The sequence below is a fragment of the Lutibacter sp. Hel_I_33_5 genome (assembly GCF_007827455.1).
GTDB lineage: Bacteria > Bacteroidota > Bacteroidia > Flavobacteriales > Flavobacteriaceae > Polaribacter.
The window spans coordinates 2,483,409-2,508,179 of record NZ_VISM01000001.1 but is presented as its reverse complement, the minus strand read 5'-3'; the positions used below and the strand labels follow the sequence as shown (position 1 = coordinate 2,508,179).

The 24,771-nt window shown below is 29.0% G+C and carries 22 protein-coding genes; 19 read left to right on the top strand and 3 right to left on the bottom strand.

What is annotated here, in order from left to right; translation table 11 throughout:
- Positions 1–10 precede the first annotated feature (10 nt).
- From OD91_RS11005 to OD91_RS10975, 7 genes are all read left to right on the top strand, one after another.
- On the top strand, positions 11–1,363 hold the full coding sequence (locus OD91_RS11005; protein WP_144896436.1) for a DUF3987 domain-containing protein: 1,353 nt from the start codon (positions 11–13) through the stop codon (positions 1,361–1,363).
- 211 nt (positions 1,364–1,574) lie between these two features.
- Positions 1,575–2,615: a DUF6371 domain-containing protein gene (locus OD91_RS11000; RefSeq protein ID WP_144896435.1), complete on the top strand. Its 1,041-nt coding sequence runs from the start codon at positions 1,575–1,577 to the stop codon at positions 2,613–2,615.
- An 84-nt stretch (positions 2,616–2,699) separates the two neighbouring features.
- Positions 2,700–3,002 carry a hypothetical protein gene (locus OD91_RS10995; protein ID WP_144896434.1) on the top strand — a complete coding sequence of 101 codons (303 nt, stop codon included), beginning with the start codon at positions 2,700–2,702 and terminating at the stop codon, positions 3,000–3,002.
- Positions 3,003–3,833: a relaxase/mobilization nuclease domain-containing protein gene (locus OD91_RS10990; RefSeq protein WP_144896433.1), complete on the top strand. Its 831-nt coding sequence runs from the start codon at positions 3,003–3,005 to the stop codon at positions 3,831–3,833.
- A 17-nt stretch (positions 3,834–3,850) separates the two neighbouring features.
- Positions 3,851–4,297, top strand: a complete 447-nt coding sequence (locus OD91_RS10985; protein ID WP_144896432.1) for a DUF6730 family protein — start codon at positions 3,851–3,853, stop codon at positions 4,295–4,297.
- A 91-nt stretch (positions 4,298–4,388) separates the two neighbouring features.
- Entirely contained in the window at positions 4,389–4,628 is a 240-nt protein-coding gene (locus OD91_RS10980; protein WP_144896431.1) for a hypothetical protein, read from the top strand.
- Positions 4,629–4,655: 27 nt separating this feature from the next.
- Complete coding sequence (locus OD91_RS10975; protein ID WP_144896430.1) at positions 4,656–5,282, top strand: metallophosphatase domain-containing protein; 627 nt, start codon at positions 4,656–4,658, stop codon at positions 5,280–5,282.
- 125 nt (positions 5,283–5,407) lie between these two features.
- On the opposite strand, the gene dinB is transcribed toward OD91_RS10975, so the two are convergent.
- A complete protein-coding gene (dinB, locus tag OD91_RS10970) occupies positions 5,408–6,625 on the bottom strand; it encodes a DNA polymerase IV (protein ID WP_144896429.1) in 1,218 nt (405 codons plus the stop codon).
- On the bottom strand, positions 6,622–9,615 hold the full coding sequence (locus OD91_RS10965; protein ID WP_144896428.1) for a DNA polymerase III subunit alpha: 2,994 nt from the start codon (positions 9,613–9,615) through the stop codon (positions 6,622–6,624). The genes dinB and OD91_RS10965 overlap by 4 nt, the downstream gene beginning before the upstream one ends.
- 52 nt (positions 9,616–9,667) lie before the next feature.
- Between OD91_RS10965 and OD91_RS10960 the strand changes: the two genes are divergently transcribed.
- The 7 genes from OD91_RS10960 (at position 9,668) to OD91_RS10930 (ending at position 15,493) form a co-directional block, all read left to right on the top strand.
- The gene (locus OD91_RS10960; RefSeq protein ID WP_144896427.1) at positions 9,668–10,441 is read left to right on the top strand and encodes a helix-turn-helix domain-containing protein; all 774 of its coding nucleotides are present in this window, start codon (positions 9,668–9,670) and stop codon (positions 10,439–10,441) included.
- On the top strand, positions 10,438–11,844 hold the full coding sequence (locus tag OD91_RS10955; RefSeq protein ID WP_144896426.1) for an exonuclease domain-containing protein: 1,407 nt from the start codon (positions 10,438–10,440) through the stop codon (positions 11,842–11,844). Before OD91_RS10960 ends, OD91_RS10955 begins: the two co-directional genes overlap by 4 nt.
- Positions 11,819–12,463, top strand: coding sequence for an SOS response-associated peptidase (locus OD91_RS10950; protein WP_144896425.1), 645 nt, complete (start codon positions 11,819–11,821; stop codon positions 12,461–12,463). Before OD91_RS10955 ends, OD91_RS10950 begins: the two co-directional genes overlap by 26 nt.
- A gap of 174 nt (positions 12,464–12,637) precedes the next feature.
- The gene (locus tag OD91_RS10945) at positions 12,638–13,492 is read left to right on the top strand and encodes a hypothetical protein (RefSeq protein WP_144896424.1); all 855 of its coding nucleotides are present in this window, start codon (positions 12,638–12,640) and stop codon (positions 13,490–13,492) included.
- Between the two features lie 143 nt (positions 13,493–13,635).
- Positions 13,636–14,787: a hypothetical protein gene (locus tag OD91_RS10940; RefSeq protein WP_144896423.1), complete on the top strand. Its 1,152-nt coding sequence runs from the start codon at positions 13,636–13,638 to the stop codon at positions 14,785–14,787.
- Between the two features lie 121 nt (positions 14,788–14,908).
- Entirely contained in the window at positions 14,909–15,172 is a 264-nt protein-coding gene (locus OD91_RS10935; RefSeq protein WP_144896422.1) for a hypothetical protein, read from the top strand.
- A 3-nt stretch (positions 15,173–15,175) separates the two neighbouring features.
- Positions 15,176–15,493 carry a hypothetical protein gene (locus tag OD91_RS10930; RefSeq protein WP_144896421.1) on the top strand — a complete coding sequence of 106 codons (318 nt, stop codon included), beginning with the start codon at positions 15,176–15,178 and terminating at the stop codon, positions 15,491–15,493.
- A gap of 34 nt (positions 15,494–15,527) precedes the next feature.
- Here the strand turns inward: OD91_RS10930 and OD91_RS10925 are convergent, their stop codons facing one another.
- Complete coding sequence (locus tag OD91_RS10925; protein ID WP_144894406.1) at positions 15,528–16,499, bottom strand: IS110 family transposase; 972 nt, start codon at positions 16,497–16,499, stop codon at positions 15,528–15,530.
- A 373-nt stretch (positions 16,500–16,872) separates the two neighbouring features.
- On the opposite strand from OD91_RS10925, the gene OD91_RS10920 reads away from it, so the two are divergent.
- The 5 genes from OD91_RS10920 to OD91_RS10900 all read left to right on the top strand — a co-directional run bounded on the left by OD91_RS10920 (position 16,873) and on the right by OD91_RS10900 (position 24,506).
- The gene (locus OD91_RS10920; protein ID WP_144896420.1) at positions 16,873–17,397 is read left to right on the top strand and encodes a hypothetical protein; all 525 of its coding nucleotides are present in this window, start codon (positions 16,873–16,875) and stop codon (positions 17,395–17,397) included.
- 227 nt (positions 17,398–17,624) lie between these two features.
- Positions 17,625–19,046 carry a S41 family peptidase gene (locus OD91_RS10915; RefSeq protein WP_144896419.1) on the top strand — a complete coding sequence of 474 codons (1,422 nt, stop codon included), beginning with the start codon at positions 17,625–17,627 and terminating at the stop codon, positions 19,044–19,046.
- 315 nt (positions 19,047–19,361) lie between these two features.
- A complete protein-coding gene (locus tag OD91_RS10910; RefSeq protein WP_144896418.1) occupies positions 19,362–19,562 on the top strand; it encodes a helix-turn-helix domain-containing protein in 201 nt (66 codons plus the stop codon).
- Positions 19,559–20,569, top strand: a complete 1,011-nt coding sequence (locus OD91_RS10905) for a restriction endonuclease subunit M (RefSeq protein ID WP_144896417.1) — start codon at positions 19,559–19,561, stop codon at positions 20,567–20,569. Before OD91_RS10910 ends, OD91_RS10905 begins: the two co-directional genes overlap by 4 nt.
- On the top strand, positions 20,556–24,506 hold the full coding sequence (locus OD91_RS10900) for an Eco57I restriction-modification methylase domain-containing protein (RefSeq protein WP_144896416.1): 3,951 nt from the start codon (positions 20,556–20,558) through the stop codon (positions 24,504–24,506). Before OD91_RS10905 ends, OD91_RS10900 begins: the two co-directional genes overlap by 14 nt.
- Positions 24,507–24,771: the final 265 nt, after the last annotated feature.

The following is a 24,771-nucleotide window of genomic DNA, read 5'->3' as shown; positions in this document are numbered from 1 at the left end:
TACACTTAAAATGAGTAAACCTAAAGTTATTCATATTGATAAAATCGACCTAGAAAATGATTTTATTCAATTAACAGACAAAAATAAAAATCCTTTTCCAGTAGAAGTTTTTCCTAAAATTATTCAAGAAATTATTTACGAAGCAAATTATAAATACCAATTTGCGTTGGATTATCTAGGAGCAGGAATTTTAACTGCGACTTCATCTGCAATCGGGAATTCTCTTAAGGTAGAAGTAAAAAAAGGGTGGAATGAAAAAGCAAACCTTTTTACTGTAATTGTTGGTAGACCTGGAGATTCAAAATCCCACGCTTTAAGTTTTTGTTTTAAACCTATTCATATAAAAGAAAATCTACTGTTTGCTGAGTACTCAAAACTTTTAAAAGACTATGAAGATGAATTAAAATCTGATTCTAAAACTACATTAAGAAAACCTTTTTTAAAAAAATATCTTATCAATGATTATACCCCTGAAGCATTAATACTTCATCATTCTAATAATAAAAAAGGCTTATATATTTATGTAGATGAATTAAATGGTTGGATTAAGAACTTTAATCGCTACAATTCATCTGGAGAGGCAGAAACATACTTAAGTCTTTGGAGTGGAACTACTATTTCTACAGATAGAGCTTCGGGTAAAAGTCTTAGGATAAAAGATCCTTTTATAGGTGTTATTGGTAGCACACAAATATCAGTATTAAAATCTTTTGCTAAAGACGGTAGAAGCTCTAATGGTTTTATGGATCGCTTATTATTTGTGTATCCTGAAATACAAAAAACTTTAAAATGGAATATAAATAAGGTAGATGATAGGATTTTAGAAAATTACTTTTCTATAATCTCAAACCTTATTGAAACATCAATAGACCAAGTCGAACCTCTTTTAATTCCGATTGAAGAAAACGCTAAAAAGCATCTATTTGATTGGCAAAATAATAGACCTGAAAATTATCTTTTCGAATACGAGAGAAGTATTGAAATTAAACTTCAACAATATGTTATTCGTTTTGCTTTGATTTTACAATCAATCCATTATGCGGCTAATAAGAACACCCTTGATAAAATTGAATTATTTGCAGTTCAAGGAGGCATAAAACTTTTTCAATACTTCTATAACAATGCTATAAAGGTTAGGCAAGAAATTATTAAGAAAGCCTATGTTGAAACTTTAACAGAATTGCAAAAAACAATTCTTGAGGAATTAGATGATGATTTTACTACTGCTGAAGGATTAAAGATTGCTTGTAAGAAAGTTAATGATAAGCCTAGAATTAGTAAAAGACAATTCTATACATATTTAAAAGACTCAAAACTGTTTAAAAAAGTATCTCATGGAAAATATCAAAAGATAAACCTATAGAAAATACTGCACTTTCCGCACTTTGAACAATACACAGCTGCATATCAATAAGTTAAGCGTAAATCAAAATGCAAAATTAGTGCAAACAATGCAAACTAATGCACTTTCAAAGTGCAGAAAATGCAGTCAAAGTGAAGCCAAAGTGCAGTCAAAAAAGAGTTACAAGTCAAGTATAGATTGAAAGTGCAGAAAATGAAGTAAAATCGCCTACATGTATAAATATTCATTACATAAAAAATCAATAAAGCATAAATGTCCTCAATGCAAAAAGAACAAATTAGTTCGTTACATTGATACAGAAAATGATAACTTTTTATCATCTAAAGTTGGTAGATGTGATAGAGAAGTTAATTGTGGTTACCACTTAACACCTAAAGCATATTTTAAAAATCAAAATATACCTTACACACCCTTTACAAATCAAAATCAATTAGTAGTAGTTAAGAAAACAAGTTTTCATTCTTTAAATGAACTTAGTGACACACTTGATAATTATGAAAAAAATAATTTCATTCAATTTTTAGATTCTAAATTTAATTCAGAACAAGTTTCTATTCTTTTAAATGATTACAGAATTGGTACTGCAACATCTTGGAATAACGGAACCATATTTTGGCAAATTGATTATGAAAATAAAATTAGAGGAGGAAAAATCATTCTTTATTCTAATCAAGGCAAAAGAACCAAATATATCAACTGGAAACATTCTTTAAAAATAAAAAAAGGAGAGATCGAATCATTTAACCTTTCACAATGTTTTTTTGGCGAACACTTGTTATCAAAATATGATAAACCCATTGCAATTGTAGAGTCTGAAAAAACTGCTTGTATAATGAGTATTTTATTTGAAAAATATCTATGGTTAGCTTCTGGTTCTTTAGGTGGTTTGAATGCTAAAAAAATTAAAGTCTTAAAAAATAGAAAAATAATACTCTATCCAGATTTAGGTTTAGAAGGCAAAAATGGTTCTCCTTATACAAAATGGAAATCAACTTCTGAAAAACTGAAATTAAAAGGATATGATATTAAAGTATCAGATTTATTAAAAGAAAAAGGAAGCAGAATTGAACGAGAAAAAGGGTTTGATATTGCTGATTATTTTCTAAAAAGTATAGAAGAAAAACCAAAGAGAATACTATCAAAAACAAATCAAAAAGCACTAAAAATGTATATGAAAAACAAACATATAAAAACATTAATTGAAGTATTTAATCTAACAGACGTAAAAGGTAAAGTAATTAGGTTTGAGTAGGTTTTCAAGATGTGTGAAGTGGGCCCAAAAGCCTGACTTCACAAATCTTGATTTTCTCCCTATGGTCGCAAATGGAGCAATGACATGAAAAGAAAAAACAACAGTGTAACAAAGTTTAGAACTACTTCTTTTGAAAAAAAGTTGATAAAGATTAGAGCTAAAAAAACAGGGTTAACACAAAGTGAATTTTGTAAAAAAGCTGTGCTTAATTTTAAGATAACGGAAAGACTTTCTGAAGAACAAATTGAACTATATAAAATGCTAATTACCTACCACAATAATTTTAAAAGCATTGGAAATTTAATAAAAATAAAACACCCAGATTTATATCAAAAAGTATTTCAAACTGCTGAAGAATTAAAAAAGCATCTACAAAATTTTAAATAAATGATTGGTAAAGGAAAAGCAATTTCTCATACAAAAGCATCTATAGAATATGGATGGGATTTAAACAAAGATGCTGATATCGTTTTTAAACAAAACCTTGCTGGAGAAACTCCAAAAGAAGTTACTGAAGAATTTAAAATTATTCAGTCTATGAATGAAAAATGTAAGAGAAATACTTTCAGTTTTGTATTAAGTCCAACTATTGAAGATGGAAAAAAGTTAAATAATAATGGGTTAAATATTATTACAAAAGAATTTATTAAAGAATTAAAATTAGAAAACCATCAAGCTATCGCCTTTGTACATAATGATAAAAATCACAAACATATTCACTTATATATAAATAGAATTAATTTTAAAGGAAAAGCATATAATGATAGTTTTATTGGCAAACGTTCACAAAAAACAGCAGAAAGAGTAGCTGAAAAACTACAATTAAAAACCGTTAAGCAAATTCAACAAGAAAAACTAAATGGTTTAAAGATAATTCGATCAGAGATTCATAAACATCACTTAAACTGTTTAAAAATGTATAAACCTCGAAGCTTTCAAAATTATATTGACCTAATGATAAAATATAAAATTAAAGTAAATCCAGTTATAAATAAGCAGAACAAATTACAAGGGTTTAGATATCATTTTAAAGGCACAAACCTAAAAGGAAGTGAAGTTCACAGAAGTATGTCTATTAACAAACTAGCTCCTCAAATTAATTTAAGAAAAGAGTACGTTAAAAATAATGGTATTCAACTGACTAACAAAATTGTTCAACTTCCAACCAATTTAGTAATATCAATTATGAAATCGCTAGTTAAAAACTCAGTTAAATAAATAACAAGATAATAACCATGACAAAGATTGAAGAAATAGCCGCTTTACTAATTGATGAAATACAATCATTTGAAAAAGCCGTAGCAACATTACAAATAGAATCTGAGAAAATAAAAACTACTAAATTTAAAGTTGATACAACTCCTTTAAATTTAAAGTTTTCAGAACTATTAAACTCATTAGATGTAAGTTTTAAAAATCAAAATACCCAATTAAACACACTCCAAAACAAACTGACTAAAACCGTCATTATTCCAAAGTGGATGACAATTTTAGTTAGCTCATTTTTCATTTTTTGTTTTCTAAGTTTTTTAGTTAATTTTTATCAATATCAAAAAATCAAAGAAGTGGAAAATACTGCTTATGATAAAGGAATAATTGAAATAACAAACCATATGAAAATGTTTTTTAATGACAATCCAAGATCATATAAAACATATCAGAAATGGAAAAACAAAAAATAACTATGCCAAAAATAATTCTTTCTACCCATCAAAAGGGAAAAAAATGTGAATACAATTAATTGTTATAATTCAAAATTAAAATATAATATTCATGGATAATAAATTACGCTTTCTACGCAAACCGATAAACATTGAAAATAGTAATAATAAATCTAAAACACTATATTGTTTGGAGGCTACTCACAAGAAAATAGCTTCTATGTCAATAATGACTGGGATTGGGAGAAATCAAATCACAGAAAATATTTTTTATAAATTCTTTGAAGACCATAAAGACGAAATTGAAGATTTAATATTTAACTACAAATCTGAAATGAAAAAGCTTTTTTAATAATTAAAAATATTATATTATTAAATCATGAAAATTGTATTTATTTCGGACACACATAATAAACATAATGATATTGAAATTCCTAAAGGAGATATTTTAATTCATGCGGGAGACGTTTCATCAAGAGGAAGAGCTAATGAAATAAATGGTTTTCTTGATTGGTTTTCAAAACAGCCACATAAACATAAAATTTTCATTGCTGGAAACCACGACTTTTATTTCGAAAGAGCCCATAATGTTATGGTTGAAGCAAAAATTCCTGATAATGTAATTTATTTAAATGATACAGGTTGCCAAATTAAAGGTGTGAATTTTTGGGGCTCTCCAATTCAGCCAGAGTTTTATGATTGGGCTTTTAATAGAAAAAGAGGCGAAGAAATAAAGCAGCACTGGGATTTAATACCAAAAAATACAGATATCCTAATTACACATGGTCCTCCTTATGGAATTCTTGATAAAACAGTTAGGGGAGAATTTGTTGGGTGCGAAGAGCTTCTAAAAAAAAATATTGAAATTAAACCTAAGGTTCACGTTTTTGGTCATATCCATGAAAGTTATGGTATCATAAAAAAAAATGAAACTATTTATATAAATGCAAGTATTTTAAATGAAAAATATTTAAATATAAATCAGCCAATTGCTATTGAAATATAAATTATTCTGAGTTAATGAATATAAAATAATTATATTTGAAATATATTGACAGTTCCTAGGTTTTGCTTTTTCATAGCGCTTTTTTTTTACCTAGGTGCTGTCTTTTATGTTTAGATAGAGTTTTATTAAACTCTTCTATTAGCTAATAATGGTGGTGGTTCTCCATTAAACGGATTCCATCTTGAAATACTTTTCGCATCCATTCCAACTGCCCTTATTACTGCCCTATCACCATATCTTTCTCTCATTTTATCCATTGCCTGATATAAATTAATTGTTGTTTCATCATCATTAAATAAATCAATTTGAAATCCCCCTTCTACTAAATGTGAAAACTTTACACCAATCAATCTAACTAACATTCTTCTCTGATACAATCTTTTATATAGTTCTTTTATTATTGGTATTATTTTATGATCTGCGGATGTATAAGCTATTTTTTTTTGTAAAGTATAGGTTTGAAAATCCGAATATCTTATTTTAAAAGCTAAACAACCCGTTAACTTATTGCCTCTTCTTAATTGGTATACTAAATTTTCAGCTATTGCAACAATAATTCCTTCAAGTTTATTTACATCAATTGTGTCTTTATCAAATGTTCTTTCCGTCGAAATTGATTTCCTTTCTCGATATTTAATAACTGGGCTATCATCTATTCCGTTTGCTTTTTTCCAAATAGAAACACCATTCTTTTTAAAAACTTTTGCCATCATTTCCATAGGCATTTCTTGTATAGTTTTTATCTGTTTGATTCCTAAATCACATAATGCTCTATAGGTAACTTCACCAACCATTGGAATTTTTCTAACAGATAATGGTGATAAAAAGGGCTTTTCTGTTCCTTTTAAAACCCTGATTTCATTATTAGGTTTAGCTTCTCCAGTTGCAATTTTAGAAACTGTTTTATTAACCGATAATCCAAATGAAATAGGTAACCCTGTTTCTTTTATTATTTTTTGTCTGAGTTCGCTTGCAATTTGATGACATCCAAAGAATTTATCCATCCCAGTTAAATCAATATAAAATTCATCTACAGATGTTTTTTCATATAAGGGTACAGAATCCTTAACTACATCAGTAACTAAGTTTGAAAACTTAGAGTAAACTCCCGAATTTCCTCTTAAAACTATTGCTTCTGGACATAATTGTTTAGCCATTCTCATTGGCATGGCAGAATGGATGCCGAAAGTTCTTGCTTCATAACTACAAGATGCCACCACTCCTCTATCGGAAGTGCCGCCTATTAAAATAGGTTTTCCATTAAGTTTACTATCTAACAAACGTTCACAAGACACAAAAAAAGTATCTAAATCCATATGCACAATAGAGCGTTCATTACTCATACAACCTTTCTTTTTTTTAAAATTCTACCTTTTTGACTATCTGAATACCTTGGATCTTCAACAATTGCAAGTCTTTCCATAGATTGAGTTTCTATGCTAATACAATCAAATTCTTCAACAATTTTACCTGTAATTCTATAAATTCCTTTTCCTCTAAATGGATATTGATCAACTACTGGTGGAAAATTCACTGTATCTACAAAATAACCTTCATAATCAACAAAATTCCCGAAATACATAACCTTGTTATTGCTTGTTTTTACTTTTCGTGCTGTTATTAAATACCCATCAATTGTAACAACCTTCCCTTTTAATCTAGCCAAATGCTCAGCTCTCATTGGGTTAATAAAAGTATCTACTAATAAATCAAATGGATTACATATTGGGTAACCTAATAGTTCTATTTGGTCAAAAGCATCTTCTAATTTTGTAGAAGATAATTTTGGTGTATTATAATTTACAGGTGCAGTTTTAAACAATGATAATTTGGTTTCATTAAATGATATTTTGTTGATTTTCATATGAGCCTCCCATAGTAATTCTCTTTTATTTCTTTTTGTAAATCTGAATGCATCAATTTTTATTAAAGTTGTTATTTGCTCTAATGAAATAGAAACTCTATTTATAAAATCATCTAAACTATTAAATGTTCCATTATTGGTTCTTTCATTTATTATCTCTTTAGCTGTTTTTGATTCAAATGATTGTAAAAACATAAAACCAATAAAAATCCCTTTTCCAATAACAATAGTTTGATTATAGCTTTTATTTATACAGGGTGGGTTTATAATTGCTCCATGCATTCTTGCCTCGTGAACATATACTTCTGTTCTATAAAATCCACCAAAGTTATTAATCGTTGCAACCATGTATTCAATAGGGAAGTAAGCTTTTAAGAACAAACTCTGGTAACTTTCTACTGCATAAGAAGCAGAATGACCTTTAGCAAAAGCATATCCAGCAAAACTCTCTATTTGCCTCCAAATTTCAGCTGCTAAATCATCTGCTTTACCTGACTTTTTACAGTTATCAAAAAACTGTTGTTTTACTTTTTCAAATTCCGACCTACTTCTAAATTTACCAGACATTCCTCTTCTTAACATATCCGCTTCTCCCAAAGTTAGCTCCCCAAAATAATGAGCTACCTTTATTACATCTTCTTGATATACCATTACCCCATACGTTTCGGGCATAATATCATACAGAATCGGATGTGCTTCTTTTCTTTTCTCAGGAAATCGATGTCTTTGAATATAAGTTCTCATCATTCCAGATTGAGAAACTCCAGGTCTAATAACTGAACTTGCGGCTACTAACCCTAAATAAGTATCAACTTGTAGTTTTGTCATCAACATACGCATAGCTGGAGATTCTACATAAAAACAGCCTATAGCTTTTGCCGTTCTTAACAGGTTTTTAATCTCTTTATCTTCTTTAAATCTTTTGATATCATGTATGTCTAATTCTCTACCTTTTTCTGGTTGATTATATTTTATTATCTCAACGGCTTCTTTAATTTTACCTAATCCTCTTTGACTTAAAATATCAAATTTATATAAGCCAATATCTTCTGCAATTACCATATCAAATTGAGTAGTAGCAAAACCTTTTGGAGGCATAAATGTTGCAACATATTGATGAATCGGTTTTTCAGAAATTAGAATTCCACCTGCGTGTATTCCTAAATAATTTGGAAACCCTTGAATATATTTACTATAGATTAAAACAAGTTGAGATAATCTGTCTAGTTTTTGATAATTAAATTTATTTGCAGATAGCTTATCTATTTCATGTTTTGGCAATCCAAACACTTTGCCTAATTCTCTTACAGAAGCTCTATGTTTAAATGTATTATATACAGATATTAATGCTGTATTTTTAAATCTTTTAAAAATAAACTGAGTTATATCATCTCGATCTCTCCATGAAAAATCTAAATCAAAATCGGGTGGATTTGTACGATATAAATTTATAAATCTTTCAAAATACAAATCCAACTCTATTGGGTCAACATCAGTAATTCTTAATAAATAAGCAACGATACTATTCGCTCCACTTCCTCTTCCTACATAATAATAATCTTTACTTCTTGCGTATTTTAATATTTTCCAATTAATTAAAAAATAGGACACAAATTTCTTCTCCTTTATAATTTTCAGCTCTTTTTTTATCCTAGAAAAAACTTTTTCAGTTGGATTTTCATACCTATAACTTAAACCATTAAAAGTTAATTTATTAAGAAGTCTATAATCTAAATCTTCATTATTAGTATAAGACTTTTGATTGTTGGGTACTCCACCAGAAAAATCAAATTCTGCATGACAACTATTTAATATATTCTGAGTGTTATTTATGATTTTAGGAAATTCATTAAATGCTTTTTTAATTTCTAATTCTTGAATAAAAACATCAGTTTCTAATCCTTGTTCTTGTTTAGAAAGCTTACTTAATAATGTATTATTATCAATAGCTCTTAAAAGTCTGTGTGTATTAAAACCCTTCTTATTTTGAAACGAAATAGTATGTAATATCACCAGTTTATCTAACTTATTTTTCCATTTGGACAAACGCAGTTTTCCAATATCTTGAATTCTAACACCCAAATATTCATTAGATTCGAGTTGACTGTTTTTATAAGAATGAAAAGGATAAATGACATATGAATTTATGATAGTTTTCGCTTTATCTGGCACAACAAAATTTGTCTGATGTAAGAATTCCGACAAATAAGAATTGATTTTTTTAAATCCTAAATTGTTTTTAGCTAACATTATAAATTTTTGCTCAGCTTTATTCCTAAAATCAACACCCAAAACAACCCTAATATTTGCTTTTTTAGCCAACCTAAAGACATCTAAAGACATAGTTGTACTATTTACATCTGTTATGCAAAAAGCTTTTAAATTGTTTGATATAGCCAATGAAATCAACTCTTTGGGAGAGATTGTTCCATACCTTAAACTATAGTAAGAATGTGTATTTAAAAACATTTAACAAAAATAGTTTCATTTTTACACATTGATTGTTTAATTTTGAAACATTATGAAGAATTTAGCAAACAATCTTAAGCACCTTAGAAATTTAAAAGGGTTATCACAAGAATATTTATCAGAAGAGATATCTATTTCACGCTCCCAATTAATGTCTTATGAATCTGCAAGAATAGAACCATCTATTGATACATTAATAAAATTATCAGATTACTTTAAATTACCATTAGATATTCTGATTAAAAACAATTTAACATTATCAAAAGAAACATCATTTATTGATGTTGGAAATCAACGAGTCTTGTTTCCAATTATGGTAGATGGTTCTGATGAAGATTTAATTGAAGTAATTCCTCTTGAAGCATCTGCTGGATATTTAAATGGATATTCAGATCCAGAATATGTAGAAGACTTAAATAAAATTAAACTCCCATTTCTGCCAACAGGTAAACACAGAGCTTTTCCCATTAAAGGAGATTCTATGTTACCTACCAAAAGCGGTTCTTATGTTATAGCTAAATTTATTGATGATATTCAAGATGTAAAAGATGGCAGAACCTATATTATTCTTACAGAAAATGATGGTTTAGTATATAAAAGAGTTTACGATAAAATTGAAGAAAAGAATTCGTTGTTACTAGTTTCTGATAACAAGTTTTATCCTGCGTTTGAAGTACCAAAAGAAAATGTTTTAGAAATTTGGGAATACACCTGTAGCATAAATACTCAAGAATATGATGAACATGAATTGAAAATAAGTAGTATCGCTCAAATGCTAAATCAACTAGGAATTGAATTAAAGGCTTTAGAAAAGTTGATTGCATGATGTATTCTATTGTAGATATTGAAACAACTGGTGGTGATAAAATCACTGAAATTTCTATTCTAGTTTTTGATGGAGAAAAGGTTGTTAATGAATTTACTAGTTTGGTGAATCCCGAATGTACCATCCCATATTATATTACCAGTCTTACTGGTATTAATGATAACTTGGTTATGAATGCTCCTAAATTTTATGAGATAGCAAAACGGGTCTTAGAGATTACTGAAAACACCATATTTGTAGCCCATAGTGTCAATTTTGATTATAATATAATTAAAAAAGAATTTAAATCCCTTGGCGCTTCTTTTCAAAGAAAAAAACTTTGTACCGTAAGATTATCCAGAAAAATTATCCCTGGTTTAAAATCGTATAGCTTGGGTAAACTTTGTAAATCTTTAAACATCCCTATTTCTAATCGACATAGAGCTAAAGGTGATGCAGATGCTACAGTAATTTTGTTTAAAATTCTCTTAGAGCGAGACAACAACAACGTTATTAATTCCTTTTTAAATCCAAAATCTAGAGAGGCAACTTTACCTCCGTTGCTTCCAAAAAGTGTAATTGACAATTTACCAGAGAAAGAAGGTGTTTATTATTTTAGAAATAATGAAAACGAAATTATTTATGTTGGTAAATCTATTAATATCAAGCAACGTATTCTAAGTCATATTTACGATAAATCAAAAAAAGAAGTAAATATGTGTTTAGAAACTGCCAACATTACTTTTACTGAAACAGGGAGTGAATTAATTGCTCTACTGCACGAATCTTCTGAGATAAAAAGAATTTATCCAAAATACAATAGAGCCCAAAGAAGAACTGGAGAGAACATTGCTTTGTTTATTTATCAAGATAGACAAGGAATTACACATATAGCTACTAATAAAATTAAGCTAGTACAAAAACCGATTACCAAGTTTTATAATGCTACCGAAGCTCGTGTATTTATAGAAAATTTATGTGAAGAATTTAAATTATGCCCCAAATATTGCCATCTACAATCTAATGTTTCTAACTGTTTTCATTACCAAATAAAACAGTGCATGGGTATTTGTAGAAATGAAGAATCTGTAGAAAGCTATAATTCTAGAGTGGAATTAGCTTTATCTTCAGTTCGATATCAAACAGAAAGTTTTATCATCAAGGAAAAAGGAAGAAATAAAAACGAACAAGCATTTGTAATAGTTGTAAACGGTACCTATAAAGGGTTTGGCTATATTGAAAATAATGCCAAAAACACTTTACAAGAATACTCTCAAAACATTATCAAACAAAAAGACAATAAGGACATTAATAGAATTCTAAAATGGTATCTAAAAAGTAACCCCAACAATTTCGTACCTTTAGATGAAGAAAAGTATAATGCAAATTTTGAATTGAATGTGCTATCAAACACGATTAATTAAAAAAAAAGAAGAGATTCAAGAAAGATTTAATATCGATATTCAAGATATTGATAATTTTGACCCTACAGATGTAATAAAAGCATTTGACTACCCTAAAACTCCTGTCATTACTTGCAATGAACCTAATAAAGCAAGTTTGTTTAACTGGGGATTAATTCCATCATGGTCATCAGATACTTCGCATAGACATTATACACTAAATGCAAGGATAGAAACTCTAAATGAAAAAAGATCTTTTAAAGATGTAATTCAAAATAGATGTTTAATAATTGCAAATGGTTTTTATGAATGGAAATGGTTAAATAAAAGCGGCACTAAAAAAGAAAAATATTTAATTACGATTCCTAATGAGGATTTATTTGCTTTTGCTGGCATATATTCTTCATGGACAGATATGGAAGGGCAAATTATTCATTCTTACTCAATAGTAACAACACAAGCAAATGAATTTATGAGTAAAATTCACAATACCAAAAAAAGAATGCCAGTAATTTTGAAAAAAGAAGATGAATCTTTTTGGTTAAACGGTGATGATTATAAAAAATTTGGTTTCCCTTATGAACATAAATTGATTTCAAATAATTTGGACTTTGACAATCATCAATTGAGTATATTTTAAACGGATAATAACAAGTCAAATGTTCTGTTATCCCGTAAATTAACATAATAAATCCATATATTTGATTGGATATAACTAGTTCTACGCAATTTGACCAAACCAACGAAATTGAATCTATCAAAGACCACTTTTGAAAACCAATTAAAAGATGAAATTAAACGTCTTTTAAAACAAATGGATTTAAAAATTCCGAATAGCGAAAAAACAAATGACATTCTTCGAAATTATTTGGCAATAAGACTAAAGTTAATTAATCCAAAAATCAGAAAAGTATTAGTCAATCCGAATTTCGTAAAAGAGATTATTCTACACCCAAAAAGAAAGGAAATAGAACTTATCTTTAACATTGCAAAAAGTGGAAGGAATTTGAATTATTTCCAAAGCAAAAGAGTTATTCAAAGTAGATTTCACGACCATTTGCTCAATGAATGGAATATATATCACTTTCACTTATCTTCAGAAAAAGACAAAAAATCCAAATTTGTAAAACAAGTTGACAGTTTACTTTTCGTTTATATAACAGACGATGTTTTTGTAATTTTAGGAACAGATAAACATAAATACGGGATTTTTGCAGACACGAAATGGATTGAAATTCTACACGATAATTTTCCCGAACTAATTTCTCAATATAAAATTAAACATTGGAAAGATGTAAACCCAAAAGTAAATGCAACTGAAAGACAAACTTTATGGGACAAAGGATATTCTTTACCAATGACAAAAATTCGAGATACTGTATATTTTAGTCCTGGAGGCGGAAGAATGACAAGTGGACACGGAATGAATGTTGCGGAGTCTGTTAATGATATTTTAAGGTGGATTTATAAGTTAACTGACCAAATCAATGAATACCCAAAAGAACTTTGTGAATATTTACAAATACTGCCTGAAAAAGCTAAATTTAAAGTACAGTTTGGAAAGGAAAAATTGGAACTTGTAGAAATCGAGAGCAAAATCAAACTTCTAGAATTTCCAGAGATTTTAATTGAAAAAAGTGAATTAATAAAAAGAATAAAAACTGCGTAGAACAACGTGTATAATTAATGGCTAGTACTCGCCTACTTACGAAAATCCTTGCGGATTTTCTATTCGGTTTTTATTTGCTAAATTAGGTGCTTAAACACGCCACTAATCATACACAAAACCGTTGTAAGCAATTTGAGAAAACCGTGAACGAAAAGACAAACATATTCATTGAAAAGGCAATTGCTATTCACGGAGAGCAATATGATTATTCGAAATCTGAATATATAAATGTTGATTCAAAACTTGAAATAATTTGTAAAATTCCAGAACACGGAACATTTTTTCAAACACCTTACAAACATTTAAACAGAAAACAAGGTTGTCCGATTTGCGGAATTGAAAAATCGAAGACTAAAAGAACAAAACCTTTTTTAAAGTTTAAAACTCAAGCAATAAAAATTCACGGAGAAAAATACAATTATTCAAAATCCGAATTAGATTATAATGGAGCATTTTCCAAAATAATAATCACTTGTAAAAAACACGGAGATTTTAGACAAACACCTGACAATCACGTTAACGATAAAAAAGGATGTTATCAATGTGGTTTAGATGGACATTCAGAATTATTTACTCGAACATTAGATGAATTTATCAGCATTGCAAAAGAAATTCACGGAAATAGATATGATTATTCTTTAGCGAAATACAAAGGAGCAGATAGAAAAATTACCATTGTTTGCAAAGAGCACGGAAAGTGGTCTCAATTTGCTTCTGCTCATCTGAAAGGTCATAATTGTCCGAAATGCACAGGAAATTCTGGATTGACAAAAGAGCAATTTATAGAAAGAGCAATTAAACAACACGGAGAAATTTACAATTACGATAAAGTAAATTACATAAACGCACATCAAAAAGTGAAAATTAAATGTGAAGTTCACGGATTTTTTAAACAAACACCAAGTGACCATATTTATTCAACTGGAAAAGGATGTCCAAAATGCAAAGAGACGACTGGAGAGAGAAAAATAAGGCTTTATTTAGAGAGTCAAGGAATTGAATATAAATACCAAAAGAGATTTAAAGATTGTAGTCACAAAACAACTCTACCATTTGATTTTTATTTACCAAATTTAAAAACGTTAATAGAATTTGACGGAATTCAACATTTTGAACCCATTTCAATTTGGGGAGGAGAAAAAGCATTAAAATCATTGAAAATTAGAGACGAAATTAAAAACGAATTCGCTTCTGAACATAATTATAAACTAATCCGAATTAATTATTTGGAATTAGAAAAAATTGACAAAATATTAAAAGCGGAAATAAAAAACTGCTTACAACAACGTGTATAATTAATGGCTAGTTCAAGCTTACTTACGAAAATCCTCGCGGATTTTCTATTCGGTTTTTATTTGCTAAATTAGGTGCTTAAACACGCCACTAATCATACACAAAACCGTTAGGCAACATTAGATGAAACAGTACGTCGACAAAATATCGGAATTAATTAAACATAAAGGAATTCGACACGAAATTCATTCTTTTGACTCTGGTGCATTTATGGTTGATGTTTGGATAAATAAGGATTTTTACTGTATTCAACTTGACGAAAACAAATTTGGGATTAGTAAAGTAACAGAAGATATTGATTTTAGTACCATTCCTGATAAAGAATATTCTGAATGGAGAAATTTCAAAATCGAATTAGAAAAAGTAATCGAGGACTTGAAAATTTGAAATATGGAATACTTGAAAATCATTTCCAAAACTTTTGAGGAACATAATATTTATAAAGTTTCGGAATTGAAATATGCGAAATTTAGTAAATCCATATATTATCCATCTAGCGAAGGAATAAAATTTGAAACGAATAATTTTGCTGGAGAAATATTTTATTACTCAAATGGAGAAATGGAATATTTGGAAATAGAATTTCTTATTTTTAAAACGGAGAAATCTGAATATAAGATTATCGAAAAAATAAAAAAATCGGAATTGAATAATATAATAACGGAATTTTTATCAGAAAAATTAACCGAATTAAAAAACGTTGCCTAACAAAGTACTGTGGTAAAAAACAAGTAAAAACTCATTAAATATTCACTAAAGTACTTCTATAAGTATCATCATATATTAATCCTGATTTAGCAATGGCAAATGCTTGTTTTAATAGTTTATTACACACCGCTATTAATGCTAATTTTTTACTCTTTCCTTTGGCAACTATTCGTTCATAAATTTCTCTACAAGCCTTGTTGTATTTACAAGCATTAAAACTGCACATAAATAATAAATTTCGAAGCTTCTGGTTGCCTATTTTACTTATTCTGGCTCGTCCATTTATACTACTTCCACTTTGTCTAATTACAGGAGTTAATCCAGCATAACTACACAATTCACTTCCGCTTTTAAAACGATCAAATCCATCTGTTAAAACAACTAGCATTAGCGCTGTTTTATTTCCAATTCCAGGTATTGTTTTTAAGCGTGTTAAAACATCTTGATGTAGCTTTCTTACTAAAATTAATAATGCTGCTTCTACCTTTTCTATTTGTTTTGTTACCTGTCTCAAACTACTTTTTAATGAGCTCGTAACTACTTTACTTGGATTGCCCAAAACTTCTTCTCCATGTATTTTGTTTTTTAACATAGTACTCTGTTTTGTATACACAGAAAGAAGTCTTGTCATTTGTAAGCATTCTAACTGATGTTTTGAATTACCTTGCCATAACTTTAATTCAACTTGTTTTGCATACTCACAAATCAATCTTGAATCGCTTTTATCTGTCTTTATTTTTGATAACTTCATCTGGATAAAGCGTTTCACCGACAGAGGGTTTTCTACTGAAACTTTTATACTGTTTTCCTGTAAAAAATAAGCCAACCTGTAATGGTAATAACCTGTAGCTTCCATTACACAATGACTATTGTAATCTAGATGTTTTACAAATTTTTTAAATCCAGTTACATTGTTTTTAAACTGATAGTAATTACCAGAAGAATCTGTAACATCAAATACTAAATGACTAATGTCTATTCCAAAATATTTAATATCTTTATTCATAAGAAAATGTTTTAACGAAAGGACAACCTACGCAAGTTTCAACGACTTAAAATCGAGGTCTGAAGCCTCATAAAACTGTACGAAATCTGTGTAGAAAAGAGAGGGGATTTTCAATGTTGACGAGATCAATAGTCTCTCCGTATATAATAACCTTAATCCTCTCTTCTGTGCTTTCTAATTTATATTGCTTAATTTAACCTTTTTATTAAAATGCTAACTTAAGCCGTGTATAATTAATTGCTTGGTTCTTACCTACTTACGAAAATTCCTGCGGAATTTTCACGGGTTCGTAAATGTTTGTTAACTTAGTTGCTTAACCACGCAACTAACCATACACAACAACGTTGTGTACAATTAAAACAAACTCGAACGAATGGGAATATTTGATAAACTATTTAACAAAAAAAAAGAAGTAATTGACTTTCCACCTAAACCGAAATGGAAACCGAACTTGCCTATCGATTTGAATTTGATTTTAGAAAAATCTAAGTATTACACCGATAAAAAAATACAAATTGCTGTTTTTGAAAATGGAACTGTAATAATGTTTCCGGAAAGAGTTTCAGATATTAACTCTTCTGCTATAGAAATACTTGATAAGATTTACAACGCTCATCCTGATTTTAATCCGACAGAAATGGATGACGGAAATTATACAATTCAATATAATGAACCTGCTTTTAATATTGTTTTTAAAGACGAAATTGAAAATCATTGGAAATATATTGACGAAAATCATCTTGACGGAATTTGTACTGCAGAAGTTCTGATTAACTCAAACGGAGAACACAACGTATTTAACGAAATTGGAAAAATTTGTCTATTTGGTAGAAGTAAAATGTTTATGGATGCTCAAAAACCGAAAGTAGTTTTGACATTTGACAATATGAAAAAATAACTGTACACAACACGGTGTATAAAACATAGCTAATAAGTGCTTAATCGAAAGGTTTGTGTATATTTAAAAAGTCCGCCAAATTTTTAATTTGGCTTTTAAAAAGAGAAAAATTAAAAACAAAATATAAAAATTCGGCTCTGTGTTAATCCGAAAAGTTAGTGTTTATTTATACGCTACGTTTCATACACAAGACCGTTGGCAATAATTAAAACAAACCAAGAAACAGAATGAAAAACATTAAATTTTTATCAGTCTTTATATTATTTTTTATTCTGTGTTCGTGTAATGAAAAAGTATCAAACGAAAAACCGAAACCAGACGGATTTTGGAAACAAATTGGATATGGAAATATTATCGAATTGAATGACACAATTATAAGCGTTTATAATATTTCAAAGCAAGATTGTAATTTATCTTTTAAAGAACATATTTTAGATTTTGGAAAAGTCACAAACTATTCAAAAGAAACATTAACAATTCAACACGGAAATGATGATTGGCTATTTACTAGATTAGAGAAATTACCAAATCTCTGTAAAACTACGAGCGAATTAAATAACGACCCAAAAATTAACTTTCAAGTGTTTTGGGATACATTCAATGAACATTACGCATCTTTTGATATTAAAGACATTAATTGGAAAGAAGTCTATAAAAAATACAAACCTAAAGTAAACGAGAACACCACAGATTTAGAACTTTATACAATTTTTAAGGAAATGATTGCAATTCTAAATGATGGACACGTCAAAATGGAAGTACCCGAAAAAATTGAAAACGAGTATAAAAATAAAATTAAAGAACAAGAAGAAAAGTATTCTAAATTGGACGAATTTAATCTCAACAAAGAAATTGCTGAATTTTATGTTGATAGTTTACGTAATTACAATGCAGGAATGGTTCGTTACGGACTTATCAAGAAAAATGTAGGTTACATTCAAATCAATTCTATGCTAATGTTAGCGGATTATAATTTGGAGAAAGATTTAGATTTAAGAAATTTCTATGGTCAATATTGGGAAAAAGCAGAGAATAGAAAAGATGAATTACAAAGGCAAGACGAAGTTGACGGAATCAACAAAATATTGAATTCAATAATTAAAAACTTACCACAAGCAAAAAGTTATATTTTGGATTTGCGTTTTAATGGTGGCGGAAAAGATGCTGTTGCACTTGACATTTTAAACCACTTTTCCGATAAAGAAAAATTGGCTTACACAAAAAAAGCAAGAATAGAAAAAGGTTTTGCAAATCCTCAAAAGTTTAAAATTATTCCGTCAAAAAATCATTTTAATGGAAACGTATATTTGCTAACAAGTAATTTAACAGCAAGTGCTTCCGAAATTCTTGTTTTAGCATCTTTAGCTAATTCCAATTTCAAAAGAATTGGCTCGACAACAGAAGGAATTTTTTCATCGACTTTAGATAAAGAACTTCCAAATGGTTGGGAATACGAATTATCTAACGAAGTTTATCAAGATTTAAAAGGCAAAAACTATGAAAATGTGGGAATTTCCGCAGATTATCCATTGGAATATTCAACAAATAAAGATGAGTTTTTAGACCAACTAACAAATGATTTAAAAAACAAAAAAGACAAAGCAATTGAATTAGTCATAGAACTTGAAAAAGAGAAATCAGGAAAATAACTATTGCCAACAATGTATAAAAATAATAGCGGTTTAGTCGCTAAACCGAAAGTAAGTAAATATAAAAAAGGTCTGTGTTAACCGAAAAGTTAATGCGTGAAAATTCGCTACTATTCTTATACTAGACCGTTAGCCACAAGCTCTGAAAAGCCAACCGCACAGTCAAGCACATTTCATTTTGCTCGTGCCTCACAAAATAAAAAGAGCTTGCCTTTTTCCAACACTCACCCAAACATAGTGATTATTTTAATACTCATTTAGTGAGATAATTAATAATTCTTCTTACTTTAGTAAACTGAAATAAATAATTCAATTATGAACCGAATTAAAGAGGTTTTAGACGAAAAAGGAATTAAGCAAAAATGGCTAGCTGAAAAACTAGAAAAAAGTTACAATATGGTTAACTCTTATGCACAAAACAGGAGACAACCAAGTTTAGAGGATTTATACAAAATTGCTGAAATCTTAAATGTTGAAGCAAAAGAATTACTAGTGCCAATAAAAGAGCTGAATTGAGGACGGAAATAGACATATTAGAAAATGAAATCTTAGAAAAATATCCAAAAGTTTTGGATATTCTTTTACGAGACCAAACAACTCAAAAAAACATTATTTGGGCAACAAGTAATTATGAGCATTTGGGAGAACAATATTTAGAATGTAATCAGATTCAATCTGAGCATATTACTGGTATAAATGGAAATGTAATAATGCCAAGGGTTCAAAAAGACCAAATATTACAACATTCCAGAGTAAAAAAAATGGCTGAAGTATTTACACCATCTTGGATATGTAATGCACAAAATAACTTAATAGATAATGCTTGGTTCGAAAGAAAAAATGTTTTCAATAAAGAAATTCCAGATGAAAAAAAATGGAAAACTAACCAAACAAAAATTGAATTCCCCAAAAATAAGACTTGGATAGATTATGTAAATGATACTCGACTTGAAATTTCTTGTGGAGAAGCACCATACATAACAAGTAGATACGATACTACAACAGGTAAGTTCATTAAGATTGAAAGCAGGATTGGTTTATTAGATAGAAAACTAAGAGTTATAAACGAAAATGTTGATGATTCTAGTGAATGGCTTAAGGCAATAAAGTCTGCTTATAAAAATACTTATGCTTATGAATGGCAAGGTGACAGTTTGTTATTAGCAAGAGAGTCAATGCTATTTACTTTCATTGAAAACTACAAACATAAATTCAGAAAAGAACCTTTACTTAAATCAATTCAAGAGATAGCATATATAATTTCTTGGAATGTTTGGCAAATGGATGGTTTAAAAGGTGTTGTTCCATTCTCTTGTGGTGAAATAAAAACAAAATCAGTTAACCTATTTGGAGAAGAAGAAACAGACAATTCATTTTGTAAAGGCTGTCTTAACAACAATATGCTTGAACATAATGGAATTTACTGTTTAGTTATGGACTGGTCAAACAAAGATTTAAAAGGGAAAAAACTAAGGTTTATTGACCTAATAGAAAATAAGAAATCAATAAATGGCAGAAAATAATCAACTAGATATACAAATACTTGAGGAATTAATCATCGGAAGAGTTGAGCCTCATATTTACGCTTTCACAACTGGAACAATTCCTAATTATTTAAAAATTGGCGATACCTACAGACCAGTAGAAACAAGACTTAATGAATGGAGAAAATATTTTCCTGAACTAGAGAAGAAATTTCAAGAAGTAGCAAAGATAGATGAAGAAACTTTTTTTAGAGATTTTGCAGTTCATAAATATTTAGAAAACGATATTCAAAAGTCTAGATTATTGCCTGATTCCTTAGAGTCAATGCCATATTATTCAAATGAATTTTTCAAAGATACTACACCAAAGGACGTAGATGATGCTATAATTGATATAAAAGAATCTCATAAAAATAACGACACAAAATATCAGCTCTATAAATTTGAAGACAGTCATATTCCAATAGTTCATACTTACAATAGAACTGAAACTTATGAGCCAAGACCAAATCAAAAGGAGACTATTGAAAGGTTCACAAATGCATTAAACAAAGGTAGAAACAATCTTTTAATGTATGCTGTAATGCGTTTTGGCAAATCATTTACCTCAATGTGTTGTGCAGTAGAAATGAATGCAAAAATTGTTTTAATTGTTTCGGCAAAAGCTGATGTTAGAGAAGAATGGAAAAAAACTGTAGAAAGCCATAAAAAGTTTGATGGATTTACGTTTTTAGACAGTAACTCACTTTTGCAAAGTGATTCTATTATTAAAGAAAAAATTGAGGCAAATGAAAACATCGCTTTATTTCTAACACTTCAAGATTTACAAGGCGATGATATAAAAACAAAACATAAGGAAGTATTTGAAAATCAAATTGATTTATTACTTATTGACGAGACACATTTTGGTGCAAGAGCATTAGAATATGGTAAGGTTTTAAAAGACTTTTCAAGCAAAGAACGAAAAAATGAGGAAAAACTCAATGATGAATCTATAGACCAATTAGACGATACTACTAAAACTATAAACGCAAAGGTTCGCATTCATTTATCTGGTACACCTTATCGAATTTTAATGAATAGTGAATTTACAAATGACGATATAATCGCTTTTTATCAATTCACAAATATTGCAGAAGACCAAGAAAATTGGAATGAGCAAAACCTAATTAAAGATGAAATAAAAGAATGGGATAACCCTTATTATGGTTTTCCTCAAATGATACGTTTTGCATTTAACCCAAATAAATCTTCCAGACAAAGAATGGAAGAACTTAAAAAAGCAGGTATTACTTATGCTTTCGCTGAATTATTAAAACCTAAATCCATACTTAAAGACAACACAAATCAACTACATAAAAAGTTTATTTATGAGCAAGAAATCATCGATTTACTTAATGTGATTGATGGTAAAGATGAAGATGACAATTTATTAAGTTTTTTAGACTATGATAAGTTGAAAGAAGGTAAAATGTGTCGTCATATGGTTTGTGTTCTTCCCTATCGTGCTTCCTGTGATGCTTTAGAGGAATTAATTAAATCGAATGAATTTAAAAACCTAAGTTCTTACGAAGTAATCAATATTTCTGGTGTAGAAAATGATAAAATTTACAAAGACACACAGTCAGTAAAATCTAAAATAATTAAATGTGAAAGCGAGAACAAAAAAACTATCACTTTAACTGTAAATAGAATGCTTACAGGAAGTACAGTACCTGAATGGGATACTATGCTCTATTTAAAAGATACAGCCTCACCACAAGAGTACGACCAAGCAATTTTCAGGCTTCAAAGCCAATTTATTAAGGTTTATAAAGAACCTGATGGCGATATTGTAAAATACAATATGAAACCTCAAACCTTATTAGTTGATTTTAATCCTAATAGAGTGTTCCAAATGCAGGAACAAAAGTCGCAGATTTATAATGTTAATGTAGAATCTAACGGAAATACCGAATTAGAAGAAAGAATAAAAAGAGAGCTACAAATTTCACCAATAGTTGTCATTAACAACAAAAAAATGGTTGAAGTTGAGCCAACAGATATTTTAGATGCTGTTCGCAAATATTCGAATGAAAGGAGTGTTTTAGATGAAGCCACATCAATTTCTATAGATTTTTCTTTGTTAGACATAGAGGCAATAAAAGCTGTAATCGAAAAACAAGGTGGTTTAAAATCAAGACAAGGTTTAGAAATAGAACCATCAGAGGGAGAAGGTGACGATATTGATACTGGTGATGAACCTGATAATAGTGAAAAGGCAGATGAAGGTGATAAGGATTCAAAACCTTCAAAAGATGATGAAAAAATAGATTACAAAGGAAAGTTTGCAATGTATTATGCAAGAATTCTTTTCTTTTCTTTTTTAACGGATTCAACTGTTAAATCACTTCAAGAAATTATCAATGCAATAATTAACGATGAAAACAATCTGCGTATAGCAACACATTTAAATCTTGAAGCAGACATACTTGTTCTATTTCAAGAGCACATTAATCCTTTTATACTAAGCGAATTAGATTATAAAATCTCTAATATAAATTCTTTAGCAAACGACACTACAATTTCACCAATTGAAAGAGCAAGTAATGCGATGAAGAAATTTAGTCGCTTATCGGATTCTGAGATTGTTACACCCGAAATTGTTACCGATAAAATGATGAACTCATTACCTGTCGATGCAATAAAAGAAACTACTTTACTACTTGATATTGCTTCCAAACAAGGCGAGTTTGTATATGCCACATATAAAAAATTCGGAAAAAAGGTAGCAAATAATTTTTACTCAATCCCAACATCCAAGATTGCTTACGAATTTACTAGAAAAGTATACAAACTACTTGAACTAGAAATTAAAAATATAGAATCAAACTACACATCTTACGATTTAATCAAAGAAAACGATTTGATTGAAGATGAAACTATAAAAATTAACAACAACGATATGAAATTTAATGTAATTGTTGGTAATCCACCATACCAAGAAAGCGATGGAGGTGCACAAGCTAGTGCTAGACCTATTTATCACCATTTTGTAAATATTGCAAAACAATTGGATTCTAACTACACCTGTATAATTATGCCAACAAGATGGTATGCTGGTGGAAAAGGGTTAGATACATTTAGAGACCAAATGTTAAATGACAAAAGTGTTTCGGAACTACACGATTTTTTAAAGCCAGATATCATTTTCTCCAATACAAATAACAGAGGAGGTATTTGTTTTTTCTTAAGAGATAAGAGTTTTGATAATAGTGAAGACTTAACGAAAGTATTTACTTATAATGATAATTTAATCCCAACTCAAAGTTTAAGAAATTTAAAAACAGAAGACTCTGACATTCTTATTCGACACAGTATTGCTGTAGACATACTCAAAAAGGTTAAATCAAATGATAAATTTGAGTCTTTTCAAAACATTATATCTTCAAGAAAACCTTTTGGTCTAGAGGGAAATATTGTTAAAAACAAAACAATCTTTAGGTCTACAAAGAATGGACTAACATCACCTATTTTGTGCTATGGTAGAGGGAAACAAGTAGGTTTTTTAAATAAAGAGGAAATCACAAAAAATACTAATTGGATTGATAAATTCAAAGTATTTGCACCTTACGCTAACAATATTGGGACAGAGTTAAATGATGATAACTTAAATGCATTTGTAGGAGAGCCAAATACAATAAGCACTGAAACATATATCGTTATAGGAGCTGATTTAGATTTAAAAGAACAATCAGCTAAAAATCTAACAAACTATTGTTTTACTAAGTTTACTAGGTTTATGCATAGCATTCCGAAAGTAAGCCAACACGGAACATCGAAAACATACAAATTTGTTCCTCTCCAAAATTTCACTTCTGAATCTGACATTGACTGGAGTAAATCCATTGAGGAAATTGACAAGCAACTTTATGAAAAATATAAATTGAGTAAAGAAGAAATTGAATTTATTGAAAAAATGATTAAACCGATGTAAAAGCCAACGCTCAAAGCCATACACATTCGCAATTCGCTACAGCCAACGCTACGCCAAAAATTGCAAAAGAGTATGTCTTACCAACGCTAGAAAGTTTGCGGAATAAAGCCAGTGGCTAACAATGTATATAAAAAATAGGGCGGAAACTGCTAAATCAAAGGCTTGTGCTTATTTGCAAAGTCCGCCACATTTTTAATTTGTATTTTAGAAAAAGATAAAAATAAAATGAAAAATATGGCTCAGTATAAATCCAAAAGTAAGTGCT